The organism is Rhodococcus sp. NPDC076796, from assembly GCF_040702765.1.
Taxonomy (GTDB): domain Bacteria; phylum Actinomycetota; class Actinomycetes; order Mycobacteriales; family Mycobacteriaceae; genus Rhodococcoides.
In genome coordinates, this window is record NZ_JBFBMS010000004.1 from 245,305 (window position 1) to 258,402 (window position 13,098).

Genomic DNA, 13,098 nt, shown 5'->3' on the forward strand with positions numbered 1-13,098 from the left:
ACTCGGATCAGCTGTTGATGATGTGTTCGGGTCGAACGGGCACGCGGGTCAACGCGAGCCCGGTGGCATTGCGGATGGCTGCGACCACTGCGGGTGTCGACGAGAGGGTAGGTGGCTCACCGGCTCCGCGGAGACCGTACGGTGCTAGGGGATCCGGGTTCTCGAGGATGTCCAACTTCATGGGCGGCATGTCGAGAATGGTCGGAATCAGGTAGTCGGTGAACGACGGGTTCTTCACCAGACCGTCCACGACGACTATTTCCTCCATCACCGCGAGACCGAGGCCCTGCGCTGTGCCGCCGTGGATCTGGCCTTCGAGTGAAAGCCGGTTGAGGATCTTGCCGACGTCCTGCACGGCCGCCATCTCGACGACCTTGACCAGACCGAGCTCGACGTCGACGTCCACCACGGCGCGATGGACACACAGTGCGAGCTGAGTGTGGCTCGCTCCTTGCCCGGTGACCGGATCCATTCCGCTGGTGGGCCGATGGTGGAATTCACGCGTCTGCTCGATGACCCGTTCGCCGAGCACATCCTCGATCGTCGCCAGCGCACCGTCGGTGGCCGAGACGATCTTGCCGCCGTCGAGGCTCAGGTCCGCCACCGCGCGGCCCAGGTACAGGCCGGCCAGGACGAACACCGCCTCGCGAACGGCCTCGCACGCTGTCTTGACTGCGCCGCCGGTCATGTACGACTGACGCGACGCGGACGAGGAGCCGGCATTGCCGACCTTGGTGTCGGCGGGATGGATGACGACCTTGGTGACGCCCAGCTCGGTGCGCGCGATCTGCGCCTCCAACGTCACCAGGCCCTGTCCGACCTCGGCAGCGGCCGTGTGTACCAATGCTGTTGCCTCACCGCCGATCACCTCCAGTCGAACACGCGCGGTGGAGTAGTCGTCGTAGTTCTCGGAGAAGCAGATGTTCTTGATGCCGACTCCGTAGCCGATCCCGCGTACGACGCCTTCGCCATGGGTGGTCTGCGAGGCACCACCCGGCAGATTGCGGATGTCCGACGCGTCGACGGGGGCAGGCAGTTCCATCGCCTCGGCTCGGGCGAGCATCTCGGCCAGTGGGGCAGGTGCTTCGATCACCTGGCCGGTCGCGAGGATCGAACCTTGGCTGACGGCGTTGATCTGCCGAATGGCGACGGGACCGATTCCGCAGGCCTCACCGAGCTTGTCCATCATCGACTCGTACGCGAAACATGCTTGCACCGCGCCGAATCCGCGCATTGCGCCGCAGGGTGGATTGTTCGTGTACACCCCGTACGCGTCGATCTCGATGTTGGGAATGACGTACGGACCGACGCCGAGCGAGGCAGCGTTGCCCACGACGTTGAGAGTGGCCGAGGTGTACGCGCCACCGTCGAGGATGATCTCGACATCGGCGAACACGAGCTTGCCGTCGCGGGTCGCGCCGTACTCGTAATGCATCTGCGCGGGGTGGCGGTGCACGTGCCCGAAGAACGACTCGTAGCGGTTGTAGACGATCTTGACGGGCTTGCCGGTGTGCATCGCCAGCAGCGCCGCGTGGATCTGCATCGAGAGGTCCTCGCGGCCACCGAATGCCCCACCGACGCCGGCGAGCGTCATCCTGATCTTCTCCTCGGGCAGTCCGAGGCACGGCCCGATCTGCGCGAGGTCGTTGTGCATCCACTGGGTCGCGACGTAGAGGTCGACGCCGCCGTCCTCGGCCGGAACAGCCAGGCCCGATTCGGGTCCCAGGAATGCCTGATCCTGAATCCCGACAGCGAAGTCGCTGCTGACGATCACGTCCGCGGTCGCCCTGGCGGCGGCGACGTTGCCGACGCGCACCGGCTGATGGCGCGCCACCCCGCCGCGTTCCTGCACCTTCGGGTAGTCCGGGTCGAGTGCTGCGCGTCGGGCATCGGTCAGGGGCTCGAGAACGTCGTAGATCACGACGATCTTTTCCATTGCGCGCCGCGCTGTTTCGGGATGATCGGCCGCGATCAACGCGATCGGTTCGCCCTCGTGCCGCACCTCGTCGAAGGCCAGCACCGGCTGATCCCACGTGTGGTCGAGCCCGAAGCACTTGCGCCCCGGCACGTCGTCATGGGTGAGTACTGCCTCGACGCCGGGTGTCGCGAGTGCCTGTGAGATGTCGACCGAGACGATCTTGGCCCGCGGATGCGGACTGCGGAGCGTTGCGCCCCAGAGCATGCCGTCGATGAACAGGTCCGACGAATACGCGAACTCGCCCTTGACCTTCAGTGTGCCGTCGGGTCGCAGGGGGCTGTCGCCGACGCGGCCGCGTCCCGGTGCGGGGATGTCGGCGGGAACTTGCCGGGGTGTTGTGGTCGGGGCGCTCACAGTACGTCCTCCGCGAGTTTCATCAGACGACGGTGTGCATCCGCACCGGCACGGCCTATTTCGTCCTGCGGTGCGCTGACGAGGATGTCGTTCTCGACGATCGTTCGACCGCCCACCATCAACCGCGCGAGCGGTGGTGTCTGCCCGTACGCGAACGCAACGACGGGGTCGTCGACGGCCGAGTAGAAGCCGTCGGTGCGCCAGATCGCGATGTCGGCCAGCTTGCCGACCTCGAGCGAACCGATCTCGCTCTGACGTCCCAGTACCGTTGCTCCGCCCAGTGTTCCGATCTCGAGTGCCTGACGCGCCGTCAGTGCTGTTGGTCCGTACTTTGCCCGCTGCATGTACATCGCCTGACGGACTTCGCCGGCCAGCGGCACCATTTCGGCCGAGGCCGAGCCGTCGACTCCGAGGCCGACGGGCGCGCCGGCGGCGAGCAGGTCCGAGATCCTGGCGATACCCGCGCCGAGTCGTGCGTTCGAGCTCGGGCAATGGGCGGTACCGGTACCGGTGGTCGCCATCTTCGCGATATCGGAATCGTGCAGGTGTACCGCGTGGGCGAACCACACGTCGTCGCCCAGCCAGCCGACCTGCTCCATGTATTCGACCGGGGTGCAGTTCATCTGAGCGAGGCAGTGCTCTTCCTCGTCGAGGGTCTCGGCCAGATGCGTATGCAGCCGAACACCTTTGGCGCGAGCAAGCCCTGCGGACTCCACGAGCAGCTCTTTACTGATGGAGAACGGTGAACACGGTGCGACCGCGATGCGGAGCATCGAACCGAAGGAAGCGTCGTGATAGGTGTCGATGGCCTCGGCCGTCGCGGTGAGGATGTCGTCGAGCGATTCGACCACCTCGTCCGGCGGCAATCCGCCGTCGGACACACCCCGGTCCATCGAGCCGCGGCACGGCTGGAATCGGACGCCGATGCGTTGTGCGGCATCGATCTCGGCGGCGAACAGATCGCCTCGGCCCTTGGGGAAGATGTAGTGATGATCGGTGCTGGTGGTGCAGCCCGATTTCGCGAGCCAACCGAGGCCGGCGGCGGCGGCTCCCCCGACCACCTCGGCGTCCATCTTGGACCACGGCTTGTAGAGTGCGACAAGCCATTCGAAGAGTGTGTTGTCCTTGGCCAGGCCCTGGGACGCCCACTGGTACAGGTGATGGTGCGTGTTCACCAGGCCGGGGGTGACGAGACAGCCGGAGGCGTCGATCGTCTCGGCCCCGGGGATGATCGGTGCCGGGCCCGAACCGATGGCGCTGATCGTGGTGCCCTCGACAACGAGGTAGCCGGAGGGGATCTCGTCACCGACGATGGGGGCGATGTAGGCGTTGGTGATCACCGTGGTCATTTGGTTTCGGCCTTTCGGGTTGCTGCGAGCCGTACGGCGTCCAGGATCTTCTCGTATCCGGTGCAGCGGCAGAGGTTTCCGGCGAGAGATTCACGGATCTCGGCGTCGGACGGCTCGGGAACGCGTTCGATCAGATCGTGAGCCTGGACCACGAGTCCCGGTGTACAGAAGCCGCATTGGACGGCCCCGCACTCGACGAACGCTTCTTGCATCGGGTCCAGCTTGTCGCCGTCGGCGAGGCCCTCGACGGTACGGATCTCGCGGCCCTCGACCTGTCCGGCTGCCACCAGGCAGGCGCACGCCGGGATGCCGTCGAGATAGACGGTGCACGAACCGCATTCGCCTTGCTCACAGGCGTTCTTGGATCCGGGTAGTCCCATGCGTTCGCGCAACAGGTACAGCAGACTCTCGCCCTCCCAGACGTCGTCGGCTTCCATGTCTTTTCCGTTGATGGTGCAATTGACTCGCATGTTCAGGCCACCTTCCGTGCGGCTGTGAGGTCCCGCCATGCCCAACCCAGTGTTCGCCGGGCCATCACGGACAGGGCGTGCTTGCGGTAATCGGCAGTGCCACGTACGTCGTCGATGGGACTTGCTGCCGCACTGACCAATCGGCCGAACTCCTCCGACACCCGAGGATCGAGGGCACCGTCCCACTCGAGTTCGGCCGCGAGGTAGTTCTCGGCATCGTAAGCCCGGCGCGGCGTCGGCGCAGCGGAGCCGAGACCGGTACCGACGCGACCCTCCTGCGGAAACAGTGCGATCGAGAACGAGCAGACGGCGATGACCATGGCGTTGCGGGTGCCGATCTTCGAGAAGTACTGCGGTCCTGCCGCCGGTGCCACATGGAAGGCGCGGATGAGTTCGTCGGGCCGGCAGGAATTGCGTTTGACGCCGAGGTAGAACTCGGTCGCGGGAATCATGCGCACACCGCCCTCGGCCGACTCGACCTCCACGGTCGCGCCCGCCGCAAGCAGGGGCGCGTGCAGATCGCCTGCGGGTGACGCGCCGCCGAGGTTGCCGCCGACGGTGCCGCGATTACGGATCTGCGGTGAGCCGACCGTGCGGGACGCCTGGGCGATGCCGGGAAGTTTGTCTCCGATCTCGGCGATGATGCGGACGTAGGGCACGCCCGCCCCCACCCGCAGCGTGCCATCGGGGAGCCGTTCCCATTCGGTCAGTTCGGTGATCGGGTTCAGATCCAGCAATGCGCCCGGCCGGTGCAGGTCGAAGTTCATCTCGACCATGACGTCGGTGCCACCCTGGATGGGCACCACGTCGACATCGTCGGCCTTTGCGGCCAACGCGTCGCCCCAGGTCTGTGGTCGTAGAAATTCCATCGTGCTGCTCTCCGCTCACGTGTCTTCCGGTCGTGTTCACCCAGTACAGCCGCCGGGCGCACCGCGAACGAGAGACAGGAACGACGAAGTATGACGGCGATCACAGTGTAGGTTTTGGAGGATCCTACGAAGAGGAGGTCGATTCACCGTGAGGCTGCGTGATCTGGCTGATCTCCCCGATCTGAAACTGCAGCCGATCGTCACTCCCGAGCACTTCGATCCGACCATCAGATGGGTCGTGACCACCGACATGCTCGATCCGAGCCGCTACCTCAGTGGGGGAGAGCTGGTGTTGACCGGCCTGATGTGGCGGACGGGCCCGGAGGACTCGAGGACGTTCGTACGGGCGGTGTCCAAGGCCGGCATCGCAGCGCTGGCGGCATCCGACGACGGCGTGGTGCCCGACGATCTGGTGGACGCCTGCCTCGAGCACGGGCTGCCGCTCTTTCGGGTACCCGCCGACATCGCTTTCGCCACGGTCACCGAGAGCGTCGTCCGGCAACTGTCCACGGCGCGAGCGTCGGACCTGAGTCTCGTGCTCGACCGGCATCGACGCCTCGTGGCGAGCGCAGGCCCGGGCGGTGGGCTGGGTCCGCTGCTGGAGATGGTCAGCTCGGATCTGGGTATGAACTGCTGGGTCGTCACGTCTTCGGGGCGGGTACTCGCTGGATCCGACAATCCACCGGACACCGCAGCCGTGGCTCAGGAATTCATGACGGCGGTGCGGTTGCCGCGGTACTGCCGAGAGCAGCGAGTCTCGGTGTTCGCCGTCGATGGAGAGTCCGCGCCGCGGGTCGTGGATTGGTTCGTGGCATTCGAAAGCGATTGGCAGGCATGGGATGCCCCGAGGCTGTCCCTGGCCGGGCAGCTGGCGTCGATCGTGGCCGTCGAGCGCAGTCGCGTCGACGATCGCCTGTCCGGGTCGGGAATTCTGGCGCAGGAATTCGTGCGCACGATCGTCGGTGGTGCGACGGCCGCCGACATTCTCGCCCAGATGCACGTCATCGGACTCGATATCGAAACACGTTACGCTGCAGTGGCTGTGGCCACATCCGGCGAGACGTTGCGGCTCGGTGAGCTACGTCCGCTGCTGCGAGAAGTGCTGGCACCGCTGGAGATCACGGTCGGGGTCGTCGACGACGAGGCCATCGCGTTGGTGGAGGCGAGAACCGATCGCACCGATTCCGTTCGGCAAGCGGTCCACTCACTGGCACCGGGACTGATCGGGAGCGGCACCTCGATCGGTGTCAGCGCCCCGACCGCGCCCGCCGACATCCGAAGCGCGATCGAGGAAGCGCGCTACGCCCGCCGGCTCGCCGAGCGCCGCGGCTCGGACTGCAGCGTCGTCGGGCACGATGAATTGGCGACGCTGACAATACTTCTCGCCAACGTCCCCGATGACGTGCGACGTATGTTCACCTCCCGGCTGCTGACTCCCCTGGTCGAGTACGACAACCTGCACAACAGCGATCTCGTCGAGACACTGTCGGTGTACCTCGACACCAACGGTGCCTGGACGCGTTGTGCCGAACAACTGCACATGCACGTCAATTCCGTCCGATACCGCATCCAGCGCATCGAGGAACTCACCGGCCGCGATCTGTCGCGACTGGAGGACAGAATCGAGTTCTACTTGGCACTTCGGCTCAGATGACTAGTGTGAAGCCATGGCTCTCATCGCTTTGTTGGATCTGACGTTCAAGCCCGAGTCCGTCGCCGATGCCCGTGCGTTGTTGCGGACGGTGCTCGCCGATACCCGCGCATTCGAGGGTTGCCTCGGTGTCGAGGTGTGGGTCGACGAGGAGAACGAGGCACACATGATTGCCCACGAGACGTGGGAATCGGCCGAGGCCGATGCGAAGTACCGCGAGTTCCGCGCCGGACCCGGCAAGATCGCCGAATTGCCGCCGCTGCTCGCCGCACCGCCGACACTGACGAAGTTCACGGCCGACTCGTCGTTCTGATCGGTCTGGAGGTTCGACTACCTCGTCACCTGCTGGTGGGAGTGTGCGGACGCCGGTTCCGGTCGGCCGGTGAGGAAGCCCTGGACCATCTGGGCTCCGAGTTCGTTCGCCACCTGCAGTTCGGCTTCGGTTTCGACGCCTTCCATGATGACGGTGGCGTCGATCTGCCGGGCGAAGTCGATGATCGCGGTCGCGGCTGCTCGCCGCAGGGGATCGTGGTCGATCCCGTGGACCAGCGCATAGTCCACTTTGAGGATGTCCGGCCGCAGTTCGATGACGTGGCGTAGACCGGCGAATCCGGCACCGACGTCGTCGATGGAAATCTGCACTCCCGCAGCACGCAGACTGTCGATGGCGCGGGTGACCGCGAGGTAATCGTCGACGCGCTCGTGCTCGGTGATCTCGAGGTAGAACGTCCGGGACGCCAGGTGCGGGCGTAGTCGATCGAGCAGGTTCGTCGTACGGATGGTGTCGGCGGACGCGTTGAGCGAGACAAATGATCCCGGTGGCAGCGCGCGCATCGCGTCGAGCGCCCGGTCGAGTGCCGCACGTTCGAGGCGGGGACCGATGCCGGCCTCGGTGGCGTCGCGGTACCACGACAGCGGCGATCCGGCACCGAAGGGAAAGCGCGAGAGCGCCTCGAAACCCACGACGGATCCGGTGACGGTGTCGCAGATGGGCTGGAAGAAGATGTCGGGGCCGCCGGATGCGATGAGTTCGTCGATCCGGCTCCGCGTCTGCTCGTGCGAGTTCGTTTCGGGAAGACGATCGGACACCGCGTTGCCGGAGGTTCGTGCCTTGAATCGGTACATCTCGATGTCGGCCAGCGCGATCAACCGTCGAACCAGGACGTGAATGCTGGTCTCGGAATCGAGTGCTTCGACCGCAGATCCGAGGCTGGTGGTGAACTGAGGCCCGTCGAACGTCTCCTCCAGGGCGGCCCGAATCCTGTTGTCCGACTGAGTGATCTCCTCGCGAGTTCCGGACCTGACAACCACGAACTCGTCGCCGCCCAGTCGTGCGACCGCCGACCGATCGCCCACAGCCTCGGACAGTCGTCGGGCGACTTCGATGAGAACGGCATCGCCCGAGGGGTGCCCGAATCTGTCGTTGATCTGCTTGAAACGGTCGATATCGAGGACCGTCACCCCCACCGCGTCGCCGGCTCCGGAAGGCGAGATGCCGAGGGTGTCCACGGTGTCCAGGAGACCGCGGCGATTCCACAGGCCGGTCAACGGGTCGCGCAGCGCCCGGGCGGCCTTGAGGCGTAGTTGCCCGATGTAGGCCTTGATCATGAACGGAGTTACGTACAGCGAGCCGATGGTCACGATGCGCGAGGCGGTCGACCACGGATCGGCACCATCGGCGACGGCAAGAACACCGAGCGTGAGCAGCGTGAGCGTAGCGACGCCGAGGTGCAGCACCATCACCCGATACGAACTTCCGACGACGATGAATGCGGCGACGATCGCGAACATCGCGCAACCCGGCATCGCGTCGAAATGGGTCTGGAACGAGAGCAGCACCGAGATGATGCCGAGATCTGCGTACAGGACGTAGGCCGTCGCCAGATGCGGCGACGTCCATGGTCTGACATACCAGGCGATGGCCACGGGCACCGTGGTAGCCGACGCGATGAGGACCACGATCGACATCGGCTCGGAGAACTGCCCCGCCGGGATCATCAGTACGCCGGCAAGTCCGAACGTCAGTGTCATTCCGCTGATGAACAGCCGAACCCATCGTTCCTTCGCGGTGGGGATGAAATCTCCCTGATCGGAAATAGCAACGCCCTCCGTCGAGTAAGGCCCCCAACCTGCATGAACGCTAGCACTCACGGTATACACGCACCCTGAATCGGACGAATCAGACCATGTCTCGCTTGGTGAGCCACCGCAGTGTGGGCCACCCCAGAAACACCGGCAACCAGCAGGTCAGGACGCGATAGAGCAACACCGACGGGACGGCGATGGAGGCGGGCACTCCGAAGGCCGCGAGACCGCCGATGAGCGCGGCCTCCACGGCACCCACACCGCCCGGCGTCGGCGCGGCGGAAGCCAGAGTTCCGCCGATCATCGTCACGACAGTCACGGTGACGAACGTGGTGCCGCCGCCGAATGCCTCGATGCTCGCCCACAAGGCGAGCGCGGCGCCCAACGTCGTCGCCGCGCAGCCGAGGATGATGATCGAGAAGCGTTTGGGGTCGCGGGCGAGTTCGCCCAGTTCGCCGAGGACTTCCTTGATCTGTGGCCGGACGGCGACTCGCAGCCAGCGGCGCAGCTTGGGCACGAACATGAACGTCCCGACGACGCCGAATGCGGCACCTGCGATGAGATACAGCACCGTGTTGCCCGGCACCATGTTCGACAGCCCGGACGAGGTGCCTGCGACGACGCTGAAGAAGATCAGCAGGCTCACGTGCGTGATCACCTGGACGGATTGTTGCAGCGCCACAGCTGCCGTCGCGCGAACCGTTCCCAGCCCACCCTTCTGCAGGAATCGCACGCTCAGGGCCAGTCCGCCGACGCCCGCGGGTGTCGTCGTTGCCGCGAAGGTGTTGGCGACCTGCATCACCGTCAGATTCCAGAAGCCGACCTTGCCCAGCGCACACGCCCACAACGCCGCCCCGGCACCGATGTACGTCAGTGCGGACACCGCGAGACCGAGCAGAGCCCACCACCAGTTGGCCGAACCGAGTTCGGTGACGAACGCGGGCACCGCACTGATGAACGGGTATGCGACGTAGACCAATCCGATCAACAGCACGAGCGAGATGATCTGGTTGCGGCTGAATCGGGTGACCTGTTCGGCCTCGATCTTGGCGGTGCCGGTCTGCTCGAGAACCTCGAGCCGGACTGCCTTCATCGTCTTGTCGGCGTCGAGCACCGATTGCCGAATACGAGGCGGGATGGCGGACTTGGTCAATCGACCCGAGGCCGCGACCACGGTCTCGAAGCCGAGTACGTCGATGGCGGTCGCAACGGCGCGCTGGGGGCCGAACAGGTCTGCCGTGGTGAGCAACAACTGCGCGACGTCGGATTGCATCTGGGAATCCGACGCACCCAGTTCGGCATGGCCGAAGCCGCAGAAGAGGGCATTGCCGTCGTGGATCCTCAGCTCGCCGCGGTGCAGGTCGCCGTGGGATATCTGGTTCTCGTGCAGGGTGTTCAGGGCCGACCACAAGGCATTGAGGGTGGCGTCGTCGTGCTCCGCCTCGACCGGATCGCCGATGGGCAGACTGTGCGCGTACAGGGTCCATCCTCTGTCGAGTGCTGCCACTGCGAGCGGGTGGCTGCCCGCCGCACCCAACCCCTTGATGGCAAGGCCCATCAGGGCGCGATGCTCGACTGCCCGGCGCATCGACGCGTGCAGTGGCGCAGTTTCGCTGCCACGCATCGTGATCCACCGCCAGGACTGGCGCAGGGCACCGCCGCTGCGCTGGTTCTGCCCGTACAACTCGACCACCACATCGGCGTCGGGAGTGTGTGCGTTCAACACCAACGGGCCGGGGCCGGCCGGACGGACGACGGTGAAGCTGCGAACGGTGACACCGCGACTGTGGAACAGCCGAACCGCCGCGTCGAGCGGAACCTCCAGCGCCGGTGTGCCGACGAGCAACACGATGACGGCTCCGACGAGCCAGCCGACCGCCAGTCCGAGCATCGATCGAGCGGGGACAACGGTGGAGACGACCAGGTGCATCGGCACGAACGCGAGCAACAGCGTCCACCATGCCCGACGCCACTTCGCGGGTAGGCCAGGGCCGGAAACCGTCAGCGCCGCAGCCAACATCGCGATCCAGCGAGAATCGTCGAGGAATTGCGCGAGGAACGTGTCGAGTCGCTCGGGAACGTCGAGGTCCCAGGTGGGAGTGGAGATCCCGGTTCCGGTGATCGACAGCGCCAGCGCGGCCAGCAGCGCCGCGGCGGCGTATCCGGCGAGAAGTTTCCATTTTCGGCCTGCTATCAGGCCGATCAGGACGCCGAACGGGAGCGCGAGAATGGCGACGCCGTAGACGATGTAGACGGCATTGGATTGGTCGGGGCTGAGCACGCCGACGATGTTCGATACCGATTGCTCGAGCGCGTCCCACTGATTTCTGGTGATCAGCGAACCGGCGATCACCACGCCCAGCAGTGCTGCGGCCGATACGACCCGAATGATGTCGCTGGTTCTCCGCACCAGCGGCTGAAGCAGGTTTCCCGCTACGGGAATGTCCCGCCCATCCACACGCATGGGGTCAACCTACCGTGCGGTACGCCTGCGGAGTTCGTTGCGGACGGTCGGCCATTCGGATTCGATGATCGAGAACACGATGGTGTCGCGCAACGAACCGTCGGGCATGCGTTGATGATTGCGCAGAATCCCGTCCTGCTTCGCACCCAGTTTCGCGATCGCCGTCCGCGACTGCAGGTTCATCCAGTGGGTGCGAAATTCGACTGCGATGCATCCCAGTTCCTCGAATGCATGCGTCAACAGCAGAAGTTTGCTCGCGGGATTGGTGCCGGTTCCGTGCGCGGAGCGGGCATTCCAGGTGTATCCGATTTCGACGCGACGGTTGGTGGCGTCGGCGTTGCAGAATGTAGTCGCTCCGATGATCTGTCCGGTGTCGTTGCGGCGCAGCGTGAACGGAAGCATCGTGCCTGCGTCGAGCAGTCCGAGTCGACGGTCGATCTCGGCCGCCATCTCCTCCGGCTTCGGCACGCTGGTGTACCAGAGATTCCACAGCTCGCCGTCGCGCGCGGCATCGCACAGACCTTCGAGGTGATCGTGGCTCAGCGGCTCCAGGGTCACCAGATCGTCAGTGAGGGTCACCGGTTGCAGAAAGGACATTCGCCGACGATACGTCGGATCTGCCCGTCCGGGAAAGCGCGACGATCAGCGCTGCCGTGACGGCAACGGCCACCACGACGAGGACGATCACTTCGGTGAAGGCGTGGGCGTAGGCATCGGCGAATCCCGGTTGCCCGGCCGCGGCGGCATCTGCGTCGGCACGGTCGGGCACCCGGCCGCGGACGAGGATCGTCAGCAGCCAGGCGTAGCCGGCGACCATCACGGCCTCGCTACCGATGCGGAAGAGATTGAGTACTCCTGCTGCGGTGCCGCTGCTGTGCGGTGGAACTGCCGCGAGTGCTTCACCGTCGACCAGACCGATCGGGAGTCCGAATCCCAGCCCCAACAGGATCATCGGGACCACGACGGCGGCGAGCGGGAGGCCGGGTTGCAGGGCCAGCATGCCGAGATTGCCGAGAACCAGGAAGCCGAGGCTCGCGAGAACGACGCGGTCGGGGGTGATTGCGTCGAACATCTCGGTCAGCTTGGCGACGGTCAGTGGGGCGATCAAGACCGGGATCGTCATCGCCAGCATGAACAGTCCGGCTCGTCCGGGTGTAAGGGATGCCACGGCGCTGAGCGCGGCGGGCAGATAGGTGAGCAGGGTGACGAATCCGATGGCTCCGGCGACCGGGACCAGGCACAGAGCGAGGAAGCGACGGTTGCGCAGCAGGCCGAAATCCAGCAATTTCGATGGTGTGGACGCGCTTCGTAGGGTAGGAAGAGCCAGAGTCCCGACGGCCGCGACGAGCAGGACGAGGGCCTGAGCGGCGAACACTCCACGCCAATCGAGCACGGCGATCAGCAGCCCGGAAATGGTCGGCCCGAGTGCCAATCCCAGTCCGTTCACGGTGCCGAACAGGGCGAAGGCCGTCGCTCGTTCGGTCCCCTGGAAATGCAGCGAGAGAATGGACGTCGAGCCCACCAAGACCGCCGCGGCACCGATGCCGGCGAACACCCGCGCGGCGTCGAGCAGGAGCAGTGAGGATGCCAGGGCGCTGACCAGGCTGGCGACGGCCGTGAGTACGACGCCGATGCGAAACGACGTGCGGTGACCGATGCGATCCGAGACCGCACCCCAGACGACGGTGAACAGTGCGAACGCGACGTTGAATCCGTTGACGACCCACTGGAGCGGCGTCGGATCGGAGCCGAGATCTGCGGCGATCACCGGGAGCGCGATGGCGGTGCCCGAGATGGACATCGGTACGACGAACTGTGCTGCGAGTACGACCGGCAGAACTGCTCTCATGGATCCCCCTGCACTGAATTAGGTACGAT

Annotated in this window: 10 protein-coding genes; 2 read left to right on the plus strand and 8 right to left on the minus strand. The window is 65.4% G+C overall.

Annotated elements, in window-relative coordinates:
* Nucleotides 1-7 precede the first annotated feature (7 nt).
* Genes AB0366_RS15170 through AB0366_RS15185 form a run of 4 tightly spaced genes read right to left on the minus strand, consistent with a single transcriptional unit; the run spans nt 8 to nt 5,020 of the window.
* Nucleotides 8-2,332 (minus strand): molybdopterin cofactor-binding domain-containing protein, encoded by a 2,325-nt coding sequence (locus AB0366_RS15170; protein ID WP_366244641.1) that lies wholly within the window; start codon nt 2,330-2,332, stop codon nt 8-10.
* A complete protein-coding gene (locus AB0366_RS15175; RefSeq protein WP_366244643.1) occupies nt 2,329-3,681 on the minus strand; it encodes an 8-oxoguanine deaminase in 1,353 nt (450 codons plus the stop codon). Before AB0366_RS15175 ends, AB0366_RS15170 begins: the two co-directional genes overlap by 4 nt.
* A complete protein-coding gene (locus tag AB0366_RS15180; protein WP_366244644.1) occupies nt 3,678-4,151 on the minus strand; it encodes a (2Fe-2S)-binding protein in 474 nt (157 codons plus the stop codon). The genes AB0366_RS15175 and AB0366_RS15180 overlap by 4 nt, the downstream gene beginning before the upstream one ends.
* Before the next feature lie 2 nt (nt 4,152-4,153).
* The gene (locus AB0366_RS15185) at nt 4,154-5,020 is read right to left on the minus strand and encodes an FAD binding domain-containing protein (protein WP_366244645.1); all 867 of its coding nucleotides are present in this window, start codon (nt 5,018-5,020) and stop codon (nt 4,154-4,156) included.
* Between the two features lie 148 nt (nt 5,021-5,168).
* Here AB0366_RS15185 and AB0366_RS15190 point away from each other — a divergent pair, with 148 nt between their 5' ends.
* A complete protein-coding gene (locus AB0366_RS15190; protein WP_366244646.1) occupies nt 5,169-6,674 on the plus strand; it encodes a helix-turn-helix domain-containing protein in 1,506 nt (501 codons plus the stop codon).
* Between the two features lie 13 nt (nt 6,675-6,687).
* Nucleotides 6,688-6,984 carry an antibiotic biosynthesis monooxygenase gene (locus tag AB0366_RS15195; protein ID WP_366244647.1) on the plus strand — a complete coding sequence of 99 codons (297 nt, stop codon included), beginning with the start codon at nt 6,688-6,690 and terminating at the stop codon, nt 6,982-6,984.
* 17 nt (nt 6,985-7,001) lie between these two features.
* Here AB0366_RS15195 and AB0366_RS15200 read toward each other — a convergent pair whose 3' ends face one another.
* From AB0366_RS15200 to AB0366_RS15215, 4 genes are read right to left on the minus strand one after another with little or no spacing between them, the layout of a single operon-like run.
* Nucleotides 7,002-8,822: a bifunctional diguanylate cyclase/phosphodiesterase gene (locus AB0366_RS15200; RefSeq protein WP_366244648.1), complete on the minus strand. Its 1,821-nt coding sequence runs from the start codon at nt 8,820-8,822 to the stop codon at nt 7,002-7,004.
* Between the two features lie 28 nt (nt 8,823-8,850).
* Complete coding sequence (locus AB0366_RS15205) at nt 8,851-11,220, minus strand: lysylphosphatidylglycerol synthase transmembrane domain-containing protein (protein WP_366244649.1); 2,370 nt, start codon at nt 11,218-11,220, stop codon at nt 8,851-8,853.
* A 9-nt stretch (nt 11,221-11,229) separates the two neighbouring features.
* Nucleotides 11,230-11,817, minus strand: coding sequence for a GNAT family protein (locus AB0366_RS15210; RefSeq protein ID WP_366244650.1), 588 nt, complete (start codon nt 11,815-11,817; stop codon nt 11,230-11,232).
* Complete coding sequence (locus AB0366_RS15215; protein WP_366244651.1) at nt 11,786-13,069, minus strand: MFS transporter; 1,284 nt, start codon at nt 13,067-13,069, stop codon at nt 11,786-11,788. The genes AB0366_RS15210 and AB0366_RS15215 overlap by 32 nt, the downstream gene beginning before the upstream one ends.
* Nucleotides 13,070-13,098: the final 29 nt, after the last annotated feature.

Bases quoted from the DNA above. Each gene is read 5' to 3' on its own strand.
- AB0366_RS15210 (WP_366244650.1), bottom strand. From the start codon at position 11,817: ATGTCCTTTCTGCAACCGGTGACCCTCACTGACGATCTGGTGACCCTG.
- AB0366_RS15185 (WP_366244645.1), bottom strand. From the start codon at position 5,020: ATGGAATTTCTACGACCACAGACCTGGGGCGACGCGTTGGCCGCAAAG.
- AB0366_RS15180 (WP_366244644.1), bottom strand. From the start codon at position 4,151: ATGCGAGTCAATTGCACCATCAACGGAAAAGACATGGAAGCCGACGAC.
- AB0366_RS15195 (WP_366244647.1), top strand. From the start codon at position 6,688: ATGGCTCTCATCGCTTTGTTGGATCTGACGTTCAAGCCCGAGTCCGTC.
- AB0366_RS15205 (WP_366244649.1), bottom strand. From the start codon at position 11,220: ATGCGTGTGGATGGGCGGGACATTCCCGTAGCGGGAAACCTGCTTCAG.
- AB0366_RS15215 (WP_366244651.1), bottom strand. From the start codon at position 13,069: ATGAGAGCAGTTCTGCCGGTCGTACTCGCAGCACAGTTCGTCGTACCG.
- AB0366_RS15175 (WP_366244643.1), bottom strand. From the start codon at position 3,681: ATGACCACGGTGATCACCAACGCCTACATCGCCCCCATCGTCGGTGAC.